Below are 19,271 nucleotides of genomic sequence, written 5' to 3'. Positions count from 1 at the left end.
ATGTGATCATCAAATCCTAAGTGCCGGTGCCTAAAGCAAATATGGCTCCGATTCTAATTGGCCTCAGACCATCCGGGCCATGTTTGCTCTATAGCGATGCGCCACGCATAGCTGAAGACGAGCAGAGCCCCTGCCTCGCCCGATGTCTGTTTTGCGCCCCGCATTAGGCGCCGACTGCCTCATCGTCTGCCCTCTGGAGGAGGAGTGGGATGGTCGTAGCAGTCGTTCTCGTCCTGATCGTCGTCGGCTCGGTGGTATTCCACTTCCTGAGCCCCTGGTGGTGGACGCCGATCGCCTCCAACTGGGGCTATATCGACAATACGATCATCATCACCTTCTGGATCACCGGGGCGGTGTTCACAGCGGTGGTGCTGTTCGTCGCCTATTGCGTCTGGCGCTTCCGCCACAAGGAGGGGCAGAAGGCCGATTACGAACCTGAGAACAAGCGGCTCGAGAGCTGGCTGATGGGGCTGACTGCGGTTGGCGTCGCAGCCATGCTGATCCCCGGCCTGTTCGTCTGGGGCCAGTTCATCAGCGTGCCGGCCGAAGCCACTCAAGCCGAAGTTGTCGGCGCGCAATGGCAATGGGCCTACCGGTTGCCTGGCGCCGACGGCAAGCTGGGGCTCTCCGACACGCGCCTCGTCGCCGCCGACAATCCCTACGGCATCAAGCCCGACGATCCCAACGGCCACGACGACGTGCTGATCGAGGCCGATTACCTGCACCTGCCGATCGGCAGGCCGGTGAAGATGCTGTTGCGCTCGGTGGATACGCTGCACGATTTCTACGTCGCCGAGTTCCGCTCCAAGATGGACATGATCCCCGGCGCCGTCACCTATTTCTGGTTCACCCCCACCCGCACCGGCCAGTTCGAAGTGCTCTGCGCCGAGCTCTGCGGCACCGGCCACCCCTACATGCGGGGCGGCGTCGTGGTCGACACCCAGGAAGATTACGACGCCTGGCTCGCCGGCCAGCAGACCTACGCCCAACTCTATGCGCCGGAGGTGCTCAAGACGGCCGACATCAAGTAAGGCCGCCGGGACTTCCGGGCGCGATTTCGCATCAGATGACGTGCGAGGAGGCACTCTGATGGTCGACGCCACTCACGGGCCCGATGCCCACGCTGCCGAGTTTCCGGATGTCGAACTCTACCATCCGCGAAGCTGGTGGACGCGCTACGTCTTCTCGCAGGACGCCAAGGTAATCGCCATCCAGTATGCCAGCACGGCGCTGGCCATCGGCATGCTGGCGCTGGTGCTGTCATGGTTGATGCGCATGCAGCTGGCCTTTCCCGGCTTCCTCACCTTCATCGATGCTGCCGCCTACTACCAGTTCATCACCATGCACGGCATGATCATGGTGATCTACCTGATCACCGCGCTGTTCCTCGGCGGCTTCGGCAACTACCTGATCCCGTTGATGCTGGGCGCGCGGGATATGGTGTTCCCTTACGTCAACATGCTCAGCTACTGGACCTACCTGCTCGCCGTGCTGGTGCTGGTGGCGAGCTGGTTCGTCCCCGGTGGGCCGACCGGGGCCGGCTGGACGCTCTATCCGCCACAGGCCATCCTCTCCAACACGCCGGGGCAGGAGGGCGGCATCGTCTTGATGCTGGTGTCGCTGATCCTGTTCGTCATCGGCTTCACCATGGGCGGGCTCAACTACATCGTCACCGTGCTGCAGGGCCGCACCCGCGGCATGACGCTGATGCGCATGCCGTTGACGGTCTGGGGCATCTTCATCGCCACGATCATGGCCATGCTGGCCTTCCCGGCGCTGTTCGTCGCCTGCGTCATGATGCTGTTCGACAAGCTGCTCGGCACCAGCTTCTTCATGCCGGCGGTGGTCGAGATGGGGAACCTCCTGCCGCACGAGGGCGGCAGCCCCATCCTGTTCCAGCACCTGTTCTGGTTCTTCGGCCACCCCGAGGTGTATATCGTCGCGCTGCCGGCCTTCGGCATCGTGTCCGACCTGATCAGCACGCACGCCAGGAAGAACATCTTCGGCTACCGCATGATGGTCTGGGCCATCGTCATCATCGGCGCGCTGAGCTTCGTGGTCTGGGCCCACCACATGTATGTGAGCGGCATGAACCCCTATTTCGGGTTCTTCTTCGCCATCACCACGCTGATCATCGCGGTTCCGACGGCGATCAAGGTCTATAACTGGGTGCTCACCCTGTGGCGCGGCGATATCCATCTCAACCCGCCTATGCTGTTTGCGCTCGCCTTCATCGTCACCTTCGTCAATGGCGGCCTTACCGGGCTGTTTCTCGGCAACGTGGTGGTCGATGTGCCGTTGTCGGACACCATGTTCGTCGTCGCGCATTTCCACATGGTGATGGGGGTCGCGCCGATCCTCGTGATCTTCGGGGCCATCTATCACTGGTACCCCAAGATCACAGGCCGCATGCTCGACAACACGCTGGCCCACGTCCATTTCTGGGTCACCTTCCTCGGCGCCTACCTGATCTTCTTCCCCATGCACTATCTCGGCATCATGGGGGTGCCTCGGCGCTATTTCGAATCCGGAGATATCTCGTTCCAGCCGCCTTCGGCGCATGACCTCAACATCTTCATCACCGTGATGGCGCTGATCGTCGGCGCGGCGCAACTGGTGTTCGTCTTCAACCTCATCTGGTCGATCCGGCACGGCAAGCCTTCCGGCGGCAACCCGTGGCGCGCGACCACGCTCGAGTGGCAGACGTCGCAAACGCCGCCTGTCCACGGCAATTTCGGCCGCGAGCTGCCGGTGGTCTATCGCTGGGCCTATGACTACAGCGTGCCCGGCGCCGCTGAGGACTTCATCCCGCAGAACCAGCCTGGCACCAATCCGCCGCACGCCGAGAAACCTAGGAAGCGCAAGGGTGCCAGGCAATGAGTGTCGTGGTGATGTTCTTCGCTATCCTGGCCGGCCTCGCCGGCTGGTGGCTGGCGCGCCAGCGGCTGACCGTAAAACCTTGGCTGGAGCAGGGGGTGATCGAGGGCGTCCCCGATTTTGAGGCCTCGCGCGATCCCGCCAAGCGCGTCGGCCTCGGCTTCCTGCTCGCCGTCGTCGGTTCGCTGTTCGCCTTGCTGACCGGCGCCTACTTCATGCGCCGCGAACTCGGCGATTGGCAGCCGCTGCCGGTACCGCCGATCCTCTGGTTCAACACTGCGATGCTGGTGCTGTCGAGCCTCGCGCTCGAATGGACCCAGCGGGCGGTGCGTCAGCGCAACCAGACGCAGCTCCGCCTCAGCCTCGCTGCGGCGGGCGTGTTCGCCATCACCTTCCTTGCCGGTCAGCTCATCGCCTGGGGCGAGCTGTCGGCCTCTGGGTATGTCGTCGCGGGTAATCCCGCCAACAGCTTTTTCTATCTCGTCACGGGCCTGCATGGCCTGCACATCCTCGGCGGCCTCGTGGCGCTGGGCTGGGCGGGCATCAAGGCCTGGGGCAAGGGGGGCGTCGATAGCGTCCGGCTCAATGTCGAGCTTTGTGCCACCTATTGGCTGTTCATGCTGTTTGTCTGGATGGTGCTGTTCAGCCTGCTGGCCGGCTGGGCCAGCGATTTCATCGCATTCTGCCAGCAGTTGCTGAGCTGAGGGGGAGCCTCACATGTCCGATCCGGCCGTGACCCACACCGACCCGCAACCAGGCCTAACCGGTTTCGTCTCCGACTGGTCGTCCGACAAGACCGCCTTCAAGACCGCCTCCTGGGGCAAGGCGATGATCTGGATCTTCCTGCTCTCGGACACCTTCATCTTCAGCTGCTTCCTTATCGCCTACATGACTGTACGGATGTCGACGGCCGAAGCCTGGCCGAACCCGTCCGAGGTGTTCGCGCTCGAGATCGGCGGCGTGCAGGTGCCGTTGATCCTCATCGCCATCATGACCTTCGTGCTGATCTCCTCGAGCGGCACCATGGCGATGGCGGTGAACTTCGGCTATCGCCGCGACCGGGTGAAGACCACAGTGCTGATGCTGCTGACGGCAGCGCTCGGCGCCACCTTCGTCGGCATGCAGGCGTTCGAGTGGACCAAGCTGATCTCCGAAGGCGTCCGCCCGTGGGAGAACCCCTGGGGGGCGCCGCAGTTCGGCTCGGTGTTCTTCATGATCACCGGCTTCCACGGCACCCACGTCACCATCGGGGTGATCTTCCTCATACTGATGGCCCGCAAGGTCTGGCGCGGCGATTTCGACACCGGCAAGAAGGGCTTCTTCACTTCGCGCAAGGGCCGCTGGGAGATCGTCGAGATCACCGGCCTCTACTGGCACTTCGTCGACCTGGTGTGGGTCTTCATCTTCGCGCTGTTCTACCTGTGGTGAGAGGCAAATCATGGCTGAAGCACACATGAGTTCGGAAACTCTGGCTGCCCCGGCGGCCCACGCCGAAGGACAGCAGCATCCTATCCGCCTCTATCTGATCGTCTGGTTCTGGCTGTTCGTCCTCAGCGCCTGCTCCTACCTGGTCGACCTGTTACAGTTCCAGGGGTACCTGCGCTGGGGCCTGATCCTCATGCTGATGCTCGGCAAGGCGGGGCTGATCATCGCGGTGTTCATGCACATGGCGTGGGAACGGCTGGCGCTCAGCTACGCCATCCTCGTGCCGCCGGTGCTGGTGCTGATCTTCGTCGTCATCATGGCGTTCGAGGCGGATTACACCTTCTTCACGCGCATGGAATTCTTCGGCGCGAGCCCCGCGGTGCCCGCGCCGGTTGTGCACTGATTCCGGCCCGGCCTATTGGGCGGGCGGCGGGGAGAGTGTCGCGAGGTAGGCGATGACGTTCTGCGCGTCTTCGGGCTTGGGCAGTCCGGCGAAGCTCATCTTGGTGCCTTTGACGAAATCCCTGGGCTTGGCGAGGAACTGCGCCAGGTTCTCGGGCGTCCACACCAACCCGCCGGCGCCGGCATCCTTCATCGCCTGCGAGTAGCTGAAGCCCTCATAGGTCCCGGCGGTCCGTCCGACCACGCCGGTGAGCACCGGACCGACCTTGTTCGTTGCCCCTTCGCCTGCTGCGTGGCAGGCCATGCACTTCTTGAACACCGTCTCGCCCAACGCGGCGTCGCCGCCCTGAGCCAAAGCTCCTCCGCCGCTCAGCATGAGAACGGCAATTGCAATCGCAGTCCGAACCATCTCACGACCTCCTTGACCGACCCCGCGCCCGAAATCAGCTCCGGGTACGCCCGGGTCAGCGGCAGGACTATAGCGCAAGCGGAGGCGAGAGGATGTGCTTTTGCGTACGCGACGGTTCCAGGCACCGCGCTCCCGGCCGCTGCAGAAGGCGACATCGCCGAACGGCCTTCAGCGCAGTGAGCGGTGCGTCGCCGGGAAATTGCGGAGCAACCATCGCGCCAGGTCCTTTCACCGTTCAAATGAAACGATGAAAGGACATCTATTTTGCAGCGCTTTCCGAGCGCTCGGTCGTTCTTGTCCCCTCGGGCGCGAGGCCGTCTCACCTCACCCGCTTGACGCCGCGTCCGGCTTTCGGCACATACAACCGCGTCGCGGGTGTAGCTCAATGGTAGAGCAGAAGCTTCCCAAGCTTACGACGAGGGTTCGATTCCCTTCACCCGCTCCAATCCTTCATCCAGGTTCGTCCGAGTAGACCGCGAGACCATTGGTTATGCTGGGCTTTGCCTGGCGCGCGTGAGGCGCCGAGGTGCGGTCGCGGCATTGGCACAGCGCCGGCTCCTGTGCGCCTTCCTCGAGCCGGCCGAGCAGTTCCGGGCGGTGAAGCTGCACGAGCGGGAAGCGGCGGCCGAGGCCGATCAGTTGGTGACGCTGGAGCGCGGCACGTAGAAGCCGACGGGCGTTCCGGCCTCCATCCTCTCTGGCCCGATGCTCTGGGCGCGGCGGCCGGCGGGCCGGTCCGTGCTCAGCCGTTCGCCAGCAGGGTATCGCGGTCGATCTCGGGGCCGATAAGCGCCAAGCTCTGGCCCTGCGTGACGGCCGGAAGGGTGCGCAACCCGATGAGGTAGCCGGTGACGGGGGAGAGGAGGTTCCTTGGGGGGCGGCTCGGATCCTCGGGTGACCAGATGCGACCGACGGGCTGGCCCTCCAAAACGGGACTGCCAGGCTCGAGCAAGACTTCGAACAGGCCGCCCACCGGCGCGACGATAGCGTCAAAGAGACCGCTGGCGACGGAGCCGACCTTGCCATCGTCATAGCGGCAATCGACCAGCGTGGCGGGCCGCAGGCCGAGAGAAGCGCGGGTGACGACCTCTCCCTCAAGCACGCCGAAGTGGCGCAGCACATTGGTTAGCCCGCTCCAGGCGAGCTCCTGCACTTCAACGGGGATGCGACTGCTGCCGCCCAGCTCGGTGGTGACGACGATCTTGCCTTGGCGCTCGGCCTCGTTGGGCAGGTAATTCCCGTCGGAGGTGTAGAAGAAGTGGAAGTCCGAATTCCACGCTTCCATCGCTTCGAGCATGGCCTTGCGCTGCGCCGGGTCGCGGGGGACGCACATGTGCGAGCAGGGCGTGATCCAGCCGATACCGCCTGCCGAATGGAGGTCGATCACGATATCGGCGGCCGGGAAGAGCACGGTGGTGAAGAAGTGCGCCAGGCGCTCGATCTGCCGCCCATCCGGGGCGCCGGGGAAGGAACGGTTGAAGTTCTCGCCGGAGGGCCACAGGCGGGTGTGTGCCCTGGAGGCTTGGGTAGAAATGACGGGAACGATGATCAGGCGACCAGCCACACGCGCGGGCTCGATCTCGTGGGCCAGGCGCAACGCGGCCAACTGCCCCTCATATTCGTCGCCGTGATTGCCGCCCGAGATGAGAACGGTGGGGCCGCTGCCATGGGCGATGGTGACAATGGGCACGAGCGCTTCGGCGGCGCCGGTGAGCGGATCGGCGGGGACGCGGAGGGTGCCTGCCTGCCTCCCGGGTTTGCCGAAGTCCACCGGGTTGTTGATCAGCGACTTCTCGGCCCTGACGTCACGCATAGGGCATCCCTCCTCGTTCAGCTTGCAGTGAAGCATACGGTATACTGAATGTCCAGCATGCGATCCGGCAGTTCGGGCAGATCGCGGGATGCGTTGAGGCATTCGGGGTTCATGGCCAGATCTCCTCTCGAGGGGACGACCATTGCTGGCAGGCTGGCGCCAGCGAGTAATGTTCTCCTCACTTTCAGACGTGCCGGTGCCGACGGTCTACGCGGCGCACCGCATCATCCGGGACTGCAACGAGCCCTTTGTCGGTCTGCTTGCCTCGACGCGCTCCGTCCGCAGGTCGCTCGTTCAAAACGGATCGTCTTCATGCGCGGAAAGACACGGCTCGAGCATTCGAGCCCCAGTTCGCGGGGAGGCGAGAAACTGGGCCCAGTTTGGGCCGAAAGTCGCGACACACCAAGTCTTTGACAGCACTGCGTGATTTGCCCCCATCTCTGTCGGCAGGACGGGACCACAGAGGGGATAGTGAGCCGTGCACCGGATCGCAGTGGATATTGGCGGCACCTTCACCGACTGCGTGCTGGTGGACGAGGAAACGGGCGCCGTCACGCTTCACAAGCAGATGACGACGCCTGACGATCCATCCCAGGCGGTGATCGAAGGGGTGCAGGCGCTGCTGGCCGCCGGCGCGATCGAGATCGCGGACATCTCCGCTCTCGTGCACGGCACGACGCTGGTGACCAACGCGCTGATCGAGCGCAAGGGCAGCCGGACCGGCATGCTGGTCACGGCGGGGATGCGGGACATCCTCGATATCGGCCGCGAGCGCCGCTACGATTTGTTCGACCTGCGGCTCGCTTATCCGCAAGCCGTAGTGCCCCGCAGCCTCAGGCGCGAGATCCCCGAGCGCATCAGCTTGGACCGGACCGTGACGGAACCGCTGAATGCGGAGGCGGTTGTCGCCGCGGCGCGCGAGCTGCGGGGGGAGGGCGTCGAGGCCATCGCGATCTGCTTCCTCAACAGCTTCGCGGACGATTCGCACGAGCAGGAGGCCGCCCGGCTGGTGCGGCAGGCGGTGCCGGAGCTCCTGGTGTCGGTGTCGGCTGAAGTGTTTCCTTACATCCGCGAATATGAGCGGTGGACCACGGCGACGATGAACGCCTATGTGCAGCCGTTGGTGGACCGCTACATCTCCCATATCGACGAGCGGCTGCAGGCCATCGGCTTCGGTGGCAAGTTCTACATCATGACCTCGGGTGGCGGCATGGTGACCCCGACGACCGCGCGCCGCTTTCCGATCAGGCTGCTGGAATCCGGACCCGCGGCAGGGGCGCTGATGTCGGCGCACCACGGCAAGGTGGGCGGCATTGATAACCTGCTCTCCTTCGACATGGGCGGCACCACGGCCAAGGGAGCGCTGGTGCGCGACGGTCGGCCGTTGCGCAAATATGAACTCGAAGTGGCGCGCGTGCACGAATTCAAGGCCGGCAGCGGCCTGCCTGCAAAGGCTCCGGTCATCGACATGATCGAGATCGGCGCAGGGGGCGGCTCAATTGCGGCCATCGACGAGCGCGGGGTGATCACCGTCGGACCCCGAAGCGCCGGCGCCAAGCCGGGACCGGCCTGCTATGGCCGCGGCGGCACCGAGCCGACCCTGACCGACGCCAATCTGGTGCTTGGCTATTATGACGCGGCCTCGTTCCTCGGCGGCCGGATGGGACTCGATGTCGAGGCGGCTCGGCGGAGCATCGCGACCCGCATCGCCGAGCCGCTCGGGCTCGAGGTGATACGCTCCGCCTGGGGTATCCATGAGGCTGTGAACGAGCGCGTCGCCAGCGCCTTCCGTATCCACGCCTCGGAGCGGGCCTTCGACTACCGCGACTCGAGCATGGTGGCGTTTGGCGGCAGCGGGCCGGCGCATGCAGTGCGCATCGCTGCCAAGCTCAACGTGCCGCGCGTCGTGCTGCCACCGGGCGCGGGGGTGATGTCCGCACTGGGGCTGTTGCGCAGCCCGTTCTCCTTCGAGCTCGCGCGCTCGCAACGGATCGGCGTCGCGGCTCTCGACGACGCGGCCTATGCGGAGTCCTTCGACGGTATGGAGCGCAATGTGCGCGAAGTGCTTGCCGATGCGGGGCTGTCCGGCGAGGCTGTGTCCATCACGCGACGCCTCGACATGCGCTATCAGGGGCAAGGCTATGAACTGGAGGTGCCCGCCGGCGAAAGCCCCGACGGGCTGGCTGCTGCGTTCCTCAAGGTCTATCGCGCGGTGTTCTCATCCATCGAAATCGATGAGCCTGTGGAAATCGTCAACTGGAAGATCGAGGCCGTCGGGCCGGAGCCGATGGCAGGCCGGCCATTCCGCTACGACCGGGATTTTTCGCCTGGAGCGGCGCTCAAGGGCGAGCGGCTGGCTTACTTCCCGGAGGACGGACCGGTGCTGGTGCCGGTGCTCGATCGCTACCGGCTTCGGATTGGCGCAGTGGTCGAAGGGCCAGCCATCATCGAGGAGCGCGAGTCGACGCTGGTGCTCGGTTTCGGCGACCGTGCGACCATCGACCGCCATCTCAATCTCGTCGTCGACGTTTCTGGAGTGAGTCAGCAATGAGCGTCATCGACCCGGTCAGCCTGGGCATCATCTGGGACCGCCTCATCTCGATCACCGACGAGACACTGAGCAGCCTCGTCAGAACCTCGTTCTCGACCAATGTGCGGGAGAGCTACGACCTCTCCTGCATGCTGTTCGACAGCAAGATGCGGTCCATAGCGCAGGGCACCTACAGCGTGCCCTCCTTCACCGGCACGGCGCCCAACACCGTCAGATTGATGCTGGAAAAGCACCCGCCGCACACATTGCGCGACGGCGATGTGCTGGCCACGAACGACCCTTGGATCGGTACCGGGCACCTCCATGACATCAATGTGCTGCGGCCGATCTTCCATCGCGGCCGGATCGTTGCCTATTCGCTGTCGATCACCCACCTGCCCGATATCGGCGGACTGGGCTTTTCGGCTACCGCCCGGCAGATCTACGAGGAAGGCCTCCGGCTGCCAGTGGTGAAGCTGGTCGAACAGGGCCAGCCGAATCTGCTCCTGTTCGAGCTCATCGGCCTCAACGTGCGGGTCCCCGAGCAGACGCTGGGCGACTTCCACGCCAATATCGCCTGCAACGAGGTGGCGGCGCGCCTGCTGGTGGAGTTTCTAGACGAGTACGGGCTCAGCGGCATCGACGATGTGGCCGACGCTATCGTCGCAAATTCCGAAAAGGCGCTGCGCGCCGCGATTTCTGCGATGCCGGATGGCAGCTATGAGCATGCCATCGACGTCGAGGGCGGCGAGGACAGCCTGAAACTCGCCATTCGGCTCGACGTCATCGGCGACCGGATCCATGCCGACTTCACCGGGACCAGCCCGGCGCTGAACATGGGCATCAACGTTCCGATCGGCTACAGCAAGGCGTTTGTGGTCTACGCGGTCAAGTGCGTCACCACGCCTGCGATCCCCAACAATATTGGCTGCGTGACGCCGATCACGGTGAGTGCGCCGGAGAACTGCATCCTCAACGCCTTGCCGCCCTACCCGACGGGGGGGCGCCATGTGATCGGCCACTTCGTCAATCCGCTGACCATGGGCGCCCTGGCACAGATCGTGCCGGACAGGGTGCAGGCGGAATCCGGCATGATGAGCCTCGTCAACATCCAGGGGCGCCATCGGGACGGGCGCGGAGTGTCCTCGATCTATTTTTCCTCGGGCGGGTTCGGAGCGCTGAAGGGGACGGACGGGCTGCCAACGATGCCGAGCCCCTCCAACATGACCGGGACGCCGGTCGAGGTGTGGGAAGACATCACCGGCATGACGGTGCGGCGGAAGGCGCTGCTCGCCGATTCCGGCGGAGCCGGTGCGTTTCGCGGCGGGCTGGGACAGGAGATCGAACTCGTCAACGATACCGGCAACGAACTCACCATCTCATGCCTTGCGGGCCGCACGCAGTTCGCGGCTCAGGGGCTCGCCGGCGGCAGGCCCGGAGCCCTGCGTGCCTGCCTCATCAACGGCGCACCGGTGCATCCCAAGGGGCGTTATTTCCTCCAGCCCGGGGATGTGCTCACACTCTTTGAGCCGGGCGGCGGCGGGTTCGGTGCGCCGGAGCGGCGCGATCCGGCGCGGCTCGCCGAGGATATTCGCGAGGGGTTCGTCAGTCTCGATGCGGCGCGGCGCGATTATCGGTATGGCGGTTAGCAAGTGGTGACCTACGACCTGCGCAGCGACTTTCTGGGGCCTCCGACCGAGGCCATGCTGGACGCGATGGCCAGGGCGGCCGCCGAGCCCGACGGCTTCGAGCTGCGCGAGAACCGCCATCAGCGTGAGCTGGAAGCCTATGCGGCGCAACTGCTCGGCAAGGAAGACGCGCTGCTGTTTCCCACCTGCACCATGGCCAACCTCGTGGCAGTGATGGCGCAGACGGCGCCCGGCGACATCGTGGTCGGCGACGCGCAGAGCCATTGCTTGACCTCGGAGGCGGGGGGCGTAGCGGCCTTGGCGGGCACGATGACCCGAGGGCTGGATGGCGACAATGGTCAGTTGCCGCTCGACGCGCTGGCCGTGGCCCTCGGCGGCTCTCCCCATCCGCAACGCTCGAGCGCGCGGCTGGTGATGCTCGAGACAACCCACAATCGCGCGGGTGGGCGGGCGTTGCCGCTGTCCCATATCGAGGAGGTTGGCGAGTTGGCCCGCCGCGCCGGGGCGGCACTTCATGTCGATGGCGCCCGCTTCTTCAATGCGGCCGTGGCGCTCGGCCTTTCGCCCGCGGCGATGGCCGCGGCGGCGAACAGCGTTTCGCTTAGCCTCAACAAGGGGTTGTGCGCCCCAAACGGTGCGCTGCTGGTGGGATCGCGCGCGCTGATCGCGCAGGCAGTGACGTTGCGGCAGCGGCTTGGCGGCGGGATAAGGCCGGCGGGCCCCATCGCTGCGGCGGGGCTGGTGGCGCTCCAAACGATGATGCCGCAGCTGCAGCGTGACCACGACAATGCGCGCTTGCTGGTGGCGGAGTTGTGCCGGCTTGGCTTCGATGCCGGTCCGCACGAAGGGGGCAGCAATATCGTTATCGTGCAGACCGGTGACGGGGGCGAAGCGTTCGTCGGTGCGCTGGAAGCGGCCGGCGTGCGCGCCATTGGGTTCGGACCGGGCCGAGTGCGGCTTTGCATCCATCGCGGGATCGATGAGGCCAGGGTGACTGCCATCGCCGATGCGTTTGCGATGGCGGCGAGGGCGATGGGCAGAAAGCTGGAGGATTGAGAATGTCGAAATGGGGGCCGATGCCAGAGGACCTGCAGGCCGCACGCCGGGTTGTGGTGTCGCGCAACGTGATGATCCCGATGCGCGACGGAAAACGATTGGCTACGGACATTTACCGGCCGGGGCTCGAGAACGGCGATCCAGCACCGGGGCCGTTTCCCGTCATCCTCACGCGCACCTCCTACGACAAGTCGAACGCAGTGATGCAGGTGGAGCCGGTGGGGCATTTCTTCGCCGCGCATGGGTATGCCGTTGCGATCCAGGATCTGCGTGGGCGCGGGGAATCCGAGGACGTCGGCAACTACCACCACGTGGCCAACCCTGCCGAAGGCGATGATGGCTATGACACCGTGGAGTGGCTGGCGGCGCAGCCCTGGAGCAACGGCCGAGTGGGCATGGTCGGAACGTCGCACAGCGCCGTGTGCACCAATGCCGCGGCGCTGAAGCGTCCGCCTGGGCTGAAGGCGGCGTGGATCGACTCGGCGCCGACAAGCGGCATGGACTGGCAATGCAGGCGCGGCGGCGCCATGGCGATGCAGATGTTTCCCGCCCTGTTCGTCCACGCCCATGACGCGCCGGAAATCCGCAATGACCCGGCTGCGCTGGCGCGCATCGAGTGGGGCGGACGACATGTGCGCGACCAGTTGCTCAGCATGCCCTTCAAGCCGGGGCAGACGGCGCTGGCCGCGGTGCCGAACCTCGAGCGGATACTGTTCCACTATTACCAGGACGGCACGTTCAACGATTTCTGGGCGATGGAAGTGCTCGACAACAAGTCGCGCTGGGATCAGTTCGCGGACATCCCCTGTGTGCTCTCGACGGGCTGGTACGATCTCTTCACCGAAGAGGCAACGCAGCAGTTCGCCGAACTCGCGCGGCGGAAGACGGCTCCGATGAAGCTGATCGTGGGCCCATGGAACCACACCGCGATGCGCGGCGGTGGCAGCGTGGTGGGTGAGGTGGATTTCGGCGCCAGCGCCGCCTGGGGATACGTCCGCTACAACAGCGAACGGCTGCGCTGGTTCGACCGCTGGCTCAGGGACATCGAGACCGGGGTCGAGGACGACCCGCCCGTGCGCCTGTTCACGATGGGCGGCGGGGACGGTACGATCAGCGCCCCCACGGCGAGCGGGGCAGGTGTGTTCGGCACCGGCATCGCCGCCAGGGGCTATCTCGCCCATGGAGGTCGCTGGCGAAGCGAGGCAGAGTGGCCGCTGTCACGCGCTGCGCCTACCCCGTTCTACCTCCATCCGGGCAACCGGCTCTCGACCGAAGCACCGCCGGACAGCGCCAGCGCCGCCACCTGGACGCACGATCCAGAACATCCGGTGCCGACGCTGGGGGCGAGCGTTGCGCCGTTTCTCGAATTCGTGCCGCTGCCCAAGGGCATCTCGCCCGACTATCTGTCGACGCGCGGCCGGATGACCACTTTCACCTATGACGGCCCGATGCATCAGCGCGAACGGCCCGACATCTTTGGCTCGGCCGAGCCTTATCCGATGCTGTCGGAACGCGCCGATGTGGTGGTGTTCGAAACCGAACCGCTGGCGGGAGCGGTGGAGGTGACCGGGCAGATCAGGGTGAAGCTATGGGTCAGCTCCAGCGCGCTCGACACCGATTTCACCGCCCGGCTGATCGACGTCTATCCGTCCAGCCCGGAGGTGCCGGAGGGCTATCATATGAACATCGTCGACTCGATCCTGCGCGCCCGGTTCCGCGACGGCTTCGATGCCGAAAGGCTGATGGAGCCGGGCACGGTCTATCCCATCACCATAGTGTTGCCGCCAACCTCGAACGTCTTTGCAAGGGGACATCGCATCCGTCTCGACATCGCTTCCTCCAACTTCCCGCAGTTCGACGTGAACCCGAATACGGGCGAGCCGCTCGGTCGCCACACCCATACCGTGCGGGCGCGGAACAGCGTCCACTTCGGCGCGAGTCATCCCTCGCACGTCGTACTGCCGATAATGCCTGCGGAGGTGACAGGCTCGCCTGCCGCGCTATAGTCCGGTCTCCCGCACGGCCTCGCTGGTGAGGCGGTGCCCGACCATGCGCGCCATGAGTACCATCTACGACACCACCGGACTCAGCCCCGAGTCCACTCGCCTCAGCGAACTCGAATATTCGATGATCGTCTCGATCAACGGCTTCTGGAGCTGGGTCTCGCACTGCGCCGAGGCGGCAGGAGGGCGGGGCATGGGGCCGCTCGACGTGCTGGTGCTGCATGCGATCAACCTGAGGGCGCGCAACAAGCGGCTGGCCGATATCTGCCTCGTGCTCAACGTCGAGGACAGCCACACCGTGGCCTACTCGCTCAAGAAGCTCGAGGATTACGGCTACGCAACGCACCGCGTGGACGGCCGCGACCGCATCTATCAGAGCTCTCCCGACGGCGATGCCTTCTGCGTGCGTTACCTCGAAGTGCGCGAGAAGTCGCTGGTCGAAAGCCTCAAGGCCGACGAGGTCAATTTCGGCCAGCTCGACGACACGGCAAAAACCCTCAACCGGATGGCGCGGTACTACGACCACGCCAGCCGGACGGCGACGATCAGCAAGCGCCGCTAGGTCGCTTCACTGTCAGCCTCACGTGAGACGACGCAGGTGGCTTTCCCGTCCACGCGAGATGAAATGGTCTGGCCGGCGCCCGTTCAGCGCTCGCTGCGGTGGCGCGGATCGATGATGTCGCGCAGCCCGTCACCCATCAGGTTGAGGCCCAGAACGGCCACCGCGATCACGATGCCAGGAAACACGGCCACCCACCAAGCTTCCTGGATATAGGTGCGGCCATCCGCGATTATGTTGCCGAGCGATGGGGCTGGGGGCGGCGGGCCGACGCCGAGGAAGCTCATGATGGCTTCCGCGATGATCGAGACGGCGAAGACGAAGGTGAGCTGTACGATCAGCGGTGACAAGGCATTGGCGAGGATGTAGCGGAAGATGATGCGCCCATGCCCGGCGCCCACGGCCCGCGCCGCCTCGACATATTGCATGCCTTGCGCAACGAGCACCGCGGCGCGCACGACACGGGCGGTGCGTGGCGTGTAGGTGACGGTGAGGGCGATGATCACGGTCATCTCCGACGGCCCCAGGGCCGAGGCGAGCGCGATCGCCAGCAGCACGCCCGGGAAGGCCATCAGCCCGTCGAGCACGCGCATGAGCAGACCGTCCAGCCAGCGCACATAGCTTGCGAGCGTCCCAAGGACGGTCCCGAGGATGCCGGTGAGCAGCGCCACGATGAGACCGATCGTCAGTGAGACTCGCAGGCCGTAGATGACCCGGCTCAGGATGTCGCGACCGAAACCGTCGGTGCCGAACCAGAATCGCTCCGATGGCCCCATCAGGATGTCGCTGTAGTTGCTCTTGTTCGGGTCATATGGGGCGACCCAGGGCGCCAGCAGGGCAATGGCCGTAAGGACGAAAAGGATCGTCGCGCCGATCAGGAAAGATGGGTGGATCGCAAGTTCGCGCACGAATGTCAGCGTGCGACGGCGCCGCGCGCGGCGCATCTCGCTGCGGAGCGATCCGCCGGCGTCGTCGAGTGTTTCGATGGTTTCAGCGCTCATCGCGCACCCTTGGGTCGATCAGGCCGTAGAGCATGTCGACGACGATGTTGACGAAGACGAAAATCGATGCGGTTACCAGCAACCCTCCCTGGATCACAGGAAAGTCGCGGCGCTGGATCGATCCGACGATCAGTCGTCCGACGCCCGGCAGGGAGAAGACCGACTCGATCACCACCGCGCCTGAGAGGAGCACGCCGGCGGTGACGCCGACGACGGTGACGATGGGGACGAGCGCGTTGCGGAGCGCGTGCTTGAACACCACCACGCCGCCGCTCATGCCCTTGGCACGTGCGGTGCGGATGAAGTCCTGATCCAGCACATCGAGCATGGCGGAACGCGACATGCGGGCTATGACGCCCATCTGGGTGAAGGCCAGGGTGAGGGCGGGGAGCGTCATGTAGCGGACCCAGCCCCAGAAATCCTCGGTGAATGGCACGAAGCCGCCAGTGGGCAGCCAGCCCAAGGTGACGCCGAACAGGATGATGAGTACGAGCCCGAACCAGAAGTCGGGAATGGACAGCCCGATCAGGGCGGCCACCATCGATCCCTGATCGAGCCAGCTGTTGTGGCGGACGGCGGCGAGGACGCCGAGCAGGGTGCCCATGATGGTGGTGAGCAGCAGCGACAGGCCGGCGAGCGACAGTGTGACGGGAATGCGCTCGAGCACGGCATCAACCACGGAACGGTTGAGCAGGTAGGAATAGCCGAGATCGCCATGCAACAGGTCGCCATACCAGTTGATGGCGCGCTCGATCAGGGGGCGGTCGATGCCGAGCTGCTCGCGGATCTGCTGGATCTGTTCGGGGGTGGCGTCGGTGCCACCGATCTCAGCGGAGACGTCGCCGGGCACCAGCCACATAATGACGAAGGTCATCAAGGAGACGACGAAGAGCACCGGAATGGCACTCAACAGCCTGCGGGCAAGAAACAGAAGCATGGCTTTTTCACCCTCGGGCAGACACGGGTCCGGCGGAGCCTGAGGGCCCCGCCGGGGAGGACTTTTGGCCGCTGTTACTCGGCGCGCCAGATGTCGTAGACGCGCGGGAAGCGGAAAGTCTTGAAGCCTTCAATGTTGGCGCGCGAGGCCTGCATCTGGCCGGTGTCGCCCAGCTTGATGATGCCGAAATACTCGTAGAGGCGCTTCTGGATCTTCTCGAAAACCGCCTTGCGGTCTTCCTGCGTCGCACCGGTGATCAGCTCCTGGTACAGCGCTTCGAGCTGATCGTCCTTGGCGACGAAGTGCGGGCGGGTACCGGTGAGAGTCGATGTGATGGCCACAGGGCCGAGATACGGCTCGATGCCCATGGTCAGCGTCCAGGCGTTCCAGCCGGTGTCCTGCATGCGCAGGTTCAGCACGGTGGGGAAGTCGACCTGGTTGATCACCGTGTTGATGCCGACCGCCGTGAGCTGCTCGGCGATCACGACAGCGGCGCGACCATGGAACGGAATGGTGTTGTCGGTGATGATCGTGAACGGCTCGTTGTTGTAGCCGGCCTCGGCGAGGAGCGCCTTGGCCCGCTCGACATCGTGCTTGTTGTAGTAGTCGGCAGCGCCGACATCGCCAACATCATAGGGCGTGCCCGGATAGGCCCAGTTGCCGTTGGCCTTGAACAGACCCTCAGAAGCGATGCCGACGATCGCCTCCATGTTCAGCGCCACCTGCACGGCCTCGCGGAACTTGACGTTGTTGGTCGGCGCCTCGTTGGCATTGAGGATCAGCGTGCCGAAGGCCCATTGCAGGTTTTCGTAGAGCTTGATGCTGGAGTCGTTGGCGAGGCGGCGGGCCGCCGGCACCGGAATCTGGTCGAGGATATCGACCTCGCCGGCCTCGAGCGCCGCGACCTGGGCGCCGGGCTCGGGCATGATGCGGAAGGTGACCTTGTCGAAGTAAGCCGTCTTCTTGCCGCCGAAACCGTCCGGCCCGTCATAGCGGGTGTCCTGGCTGTAGTCGGCGAACTTCTCGAGGGTCACGTGGCTGTCGGGCACGTACTCGGTGATCTTGTACGGGCCGGTGCCGACGAGGCTGGTCTTGCCGGGCTCGGCATTTGCATCCTCTTCGGGAATGATCACGGCCGGCGAGCGCGGGTTCGAAAACGACTCGAGGAAGGTGGGCGTCACGCGCTTCATGGTCAGGGTGACTTCATGATCGCCCGTCGCCTCGACCTTTTCCACTGGCTCGAGATTGGGGGTGGCGCCGACCCTGAGGTAGCGATCGAGGGACGCCTTGACGTCGGCGGACGTCATTTCGTCTCCGTTGTGAAACTTTACTCCCGTGCGGAGCTTGAACACATAGGTCAGGCCATCCTCGGAAATCTCGACGCCTTCAGCCAGCATCGGGATAGGGACGACGTTTTCGTCGAAGCCATAGAGCGTCTCATAGACGTTCATGTTGATGTTTCGCGACGCGCCGGAGGACGTCGTCATGGCATCGAGGCTGGGCGGATTGGAGCCCTGCGCGACGACGACTTCGCCGCCGGAAACCTGGGCAACGGCCGAGCCGGCAGGCAGGATCGCAGCCAAAGCGATCACGCTGGTCATCGTCAGCGTGCGCAAGACGGAAGTTAGCCTTCTAGGTCTGAACATAGTCATCAAGTCTCCCCGTTTGATACCGTCGGATCATGGCTCAGTCCTCCCCTCGGGGACTTGCGGGTCGGGCGCTTGGTAGCGTATGACCAGCGGGCGATGATCGTATATTGCGATACAGTATACCATCTCATGACTAGAGCGCTGTCAATCCATCGAGCCCAAAATGCCTGCAACCGCATCTTCAGCTACAAGTGGCCGCCTCGCGGGTCTGACCCCGCTGGTCGCCAAGAGCCTGGTCAATCAGGTGGTCGACGCCATCGTGGAGGCGGCCGCGAAGGGCATCTTCCTGCCGGGTGACCGCATCGTCGAGGCCGAGCTGGCGCGATCGCTGAACGTCAGCCGCATTCCGGTGCGCGAGGCGTTGCGGCTGCTGGAGAGCCAGGGTGTCGTGGTGTCCGAGCGCTATCGCGGCATGCGCCTGATGAGCGTCGACATCGACCGGCTGGAGAAGATCCTCAAGGTGCGCCTGGTGCTGGAAAAGCTGGCTGGCGCCGAGGTCATGGCTCGACTGAAGACGACGCCGGACGTTCTCGGACCACTCGAAAACGTGCTGGCCGAAATGCACAAGGCCGCACGGGAAGACGACGGTTACCGGGTGGCGCGGCTCGACACCGAGTTCCATCAGGTGCTCTGCGCGCTGTCCGGCAACGAAGTTCTGCTGCACACCTTCGAGCAGTTGTCGCGGCAGCTGACCATCATCTTCGGCCTGTCGACGATGAAGAAGGGCGTGCTGAGCATCGTCGAGGAACACGACGTGGTGCTGGAGACCCTGCGCTCCGGCGATCAGGCGGCCTTCGACGAACTGATGCAGGTCCATATTCTCGATTACTCACGAGCCGTCGACTACGAGCACTTGGTCGAGCAATTGCGGAAGCTGGAGGGCCGGCGGAAGACCGGCTGATCCCCGGCAGGCAATGATCCGCTTGCAAATCGTATATCTGTATACGATCATCGCGACAGA

17 protein-coding genes and 1 tRNA gene are annotated in these 19,271 nt (G+C 64.7%); 13 read left to right on the top strand and 5 right to left on the bottom strand.

Annotated elements, in window-relative coordinates; all coding sequences use genetic code 11:
- Positions 1 to 209 precede the first annotated feature (209 nt).
- Genes AC1ROK_RS07530 through AC1ROK_RS07510 form a run of 5 tightly spaced genes read left to right on the top strand, consistent with a single transcriptional unit; the run spans position 210 to position 4,705 of the window.
- Complete coding sequence (locus AC1ROK_RS07530) at positions 210 to 1,031, top strand: cytochrome c oxidase subunit II (protein WP_492845405.1); 822 nt, start codon at positions 210 to 212, stop codon at positions 1,029 to 1,031.
- 58 nt (positions 1,032 to 1,089) lie between these two features.
- Positions 1,090 to 2,880, top strand: a complete 1,791-nt coding sequence (locus AC1ROK_RS07525; RefSeq protein WP_492845403.1) for a cytochrome c oxidase subunit I — start codon at positions 1,090 to 1,092, stop codon at positions 2,878 to 2,880.
- Positions 2,877 to 3,581 carry a cytochrome c oxidase subunit 3 gene (locus AC1ROK_RS07520; protein ID WP_492845402.1) on the top strand — a complete coding sequence of 235 codons (705 nt, stop codon included), beginning with the start codon at positions 2,877 to 2,879 and terminating at the stop codon, positions 3,579 to 3,581. The genes AC1ROK_RS07525 and AC1ROK_RS07520 overlap by 4 nt, the downstream gene beginning before the upstream one ends.
- 13 nt (positions 3,582 to 3,594) lie before the next feature.
- A complete protein-coding gene (locus AC1ROK_RS07515; protein WP_492845399.1) occupies positions 3,595 to 4,305 on the top strand; it encodes a heme-copper oxidase subunit III family protein in 711 nt (236 codons plus the stop codon).
- A 10-nt stretch (positions 4,306 to 4,315) separates the two neighbouring features.
- A complete protein-coding gene (locus AC1ROK_RS07510; protein WP_492845398.1) occupies positions 4,316 to 4,705 on the top strand; it encodes a cytochrome C oxidase subunit IV family protein in 390 nt (129 codons plus the stop codon).
- Positions 4,706 to 4,717: 12 nt separating this feature from the next.
- Here AC1ROK_RS07510 and AC1ROK_RS07505 read toward each other — a convergent pair whose 3' ends face one another.
- Complete coding sequence (locus AC1ROK_RS07505; protein WP_492845396.1) at positions 4,718 to 5,113, bottom strand: c-type cytochrome; 396 nt, start codon at positions 5,111 to 5,113, stop codon at positions 4,718 to 4,720.
- Between the two features lie 371 nt (positions 5,114 to 5,484).
- Here AC1ROK_RS07505 and AC1ROK_RS07500 point away from each other — a divergent pair.
- Positions 5,485 to 5,558 (top strand) — tRNA-Gly (locus AC1ROK_RS07500).
- A 95-nt stretch (positions 5,559 to 5,653) separates the two neighbouring features.
- Positions 5,654 to 5,779, top strand: a complete 126-nt coding sequence (locus tag AC1ROK_RS07495) for a hypothetical protein (RefSeq protein ID WP_492845394.1) — start codon at positions 5,654 to 5,656, stop codon at positions 5,777 to 5,779.
- A gap of 76 nt (positions 5,780 to 5,855) precedes the next feature.
- Here the strand turns inward: AC1ROK_RS07495 and AC1ROK_RS07490 are convergent, their stop codons facing one another.
- Entirely contained in the window at positions 5,856 to 6,926 is a 1,071-nt protein-coding gene (locus tag AC1ROK_RS07490) for a succinylglutamate desuccinylase/aspartoacylase family protein (RefSeq protein WP_492845392.1), read from the bottom strand.
- Positions 6,927 to 7,404: 478 nt separating this feature from the next.
- On the opposite strand from AC1ROK_RS07490, the gene AC1ROK_RS07485 reads away from it, so the two are divergent.
- From AC1ROK_RS07485 to AC1ROK_RS07465, 5 genes are read left to right on the top strand one after another with little or no spacing between them, the layout of a single operon-like run.
- The gene (locus AC1ROK_RS07485) at positions 7,405 to 9,477 is read left to right on the top strand and encodes a hydantoinase/oxoprolinase family protein (RefSeq protein ID WP_492845390.1); all 2,073 of its coding nucleotides are present in this window, start codon (positions 7,405 to 7,407) and stop codon (positions 9,475 to 9,477) included.
- Entirely contained in the window at positions 9,474 to 11,105 is a 1,632-nt protein-coding gene (locus AC1ROK_RS07480; RefSeq protein WP_492845388.1) for a hydantoinase B/oxoprolinase family protein, read from the top strand. The genes AC1ROK_RS07485 and AC1ROK_RS07480 overlap by 4 nt, the downstream gene beginning before the upstream one ends.
- 6 nt (positions 11,106 to 11,111) lie before the next feature.
- The gene (locus AC1ROK_RS07475; protein WP_492845386.1) at positions 11,112 to 12,161 is read left to right on the top strand and encodes a threonine aldolase family protein; all 1,050 of its coding nucleotides are present in this window, start codon (positions 11,112 to 11,114) and stop codon (positions 12,159 to 12,161) included.
- Between the two features lie 2 nt (positions 12,162 to 12,163).
- Positions 12,164 to 14,167, top strand: coding sequence for a CocE/NonD family hydrolase (locus tag AC1ROK_RS07470; RefSeq protein ID WP_492845384.1), 2,004 nt, complete (start codon positions 12,164 to 12,166; stop codon positions 14,165 to 14,167).
- A 43-nt stretch (positions 14,168 to 14,210) separates the two neighbouring features.
- Entirely contained in the window at positions 14,211 to 14,726 is a 516-nt protein-coding gene (locus AC1ROK_RS07465) for a winged helix DNA-binding protein (protein ID WP_492845382.1), read from the top strand.
- 83 nt (positions 14,727 to 14,809) lie between these two features.
- Here the strand turns inward: AC1ROK_RS07465 and AC1ROK_RS07460 are convergent, their stop codons facing one another.
- The 3 genes from AC1ROK_RS07460 to AC1ROK_RS07450 all read right to left on the bottom strand — a co-directional run bounded on the left by AC1ROK_RS07460 (position 14,810) and on the right by AC1ROK_RS07450 (position 18,262).
- Positions 14,810 to 15,724 carry an ABC transporter permease gene (locus AC1ROK_RS07460; RefSeq protein WP_492845380.1) on the bottom strand — a complete coding sequence of 305 codons (915 nt, stop codon included), beginning with the start codon at positions 15,722 to 15,724 and terminating at the stop codon, positions 14,810 to 14,812.
- A complete protein-coding gene (locus AC1ROK_RS07455; RefSeq protein WP_492845378.1) occupies positions 15,714 to 16,661 on the bottom strand; it encodes an ABC transporter permease in 948 nt (315 codons plus the stop codon). The genes AC1ROK_RS07460 and AC1ROK_RS07455 overlap by 11 nt, the downstream gene beginning before the upstream one ends.
- A 74-nt stretch (positions 16,662 to 16,735) precedes the next feature.
- The gene (locus tag AC1ROK_RS07450; protein ID WP_492845376.1) at positions 16,736 to 18,262 is read right to left on the bottom strand and encodes an ABC transporter substrate-binding protein; all 1,527 of its coding nucleotides are present in this window, start codon (positions 18,260 to 18,262) and stop codon (positions 16,736 to 16,738) included.
- 211 nt (positions 18,263 to 18,473) lie between these two features.
- On the opposite strand from AC1ROK_RS07450, the gene AC1ROK_RS07445 reads away from it, so the two are divergent.
- Entirely contained in the window at positions 18,474 to 19,211 is a 738-nt protein-coding gene (locus tag AC1ROK_RS07445) for a GntR family transcriptional regulator (protein WP_492845374.1), read from the top strand.
- Positions 19,212 to 19,271 lie beyond the last annotated feature (60 nt).

This window comes from Devosia sp. GW821-FHT12F11 (genome assembly GCF_058806655.1).
This window is presented reverse-complemented; position numbering and strand designations above follow the sequence as displayed.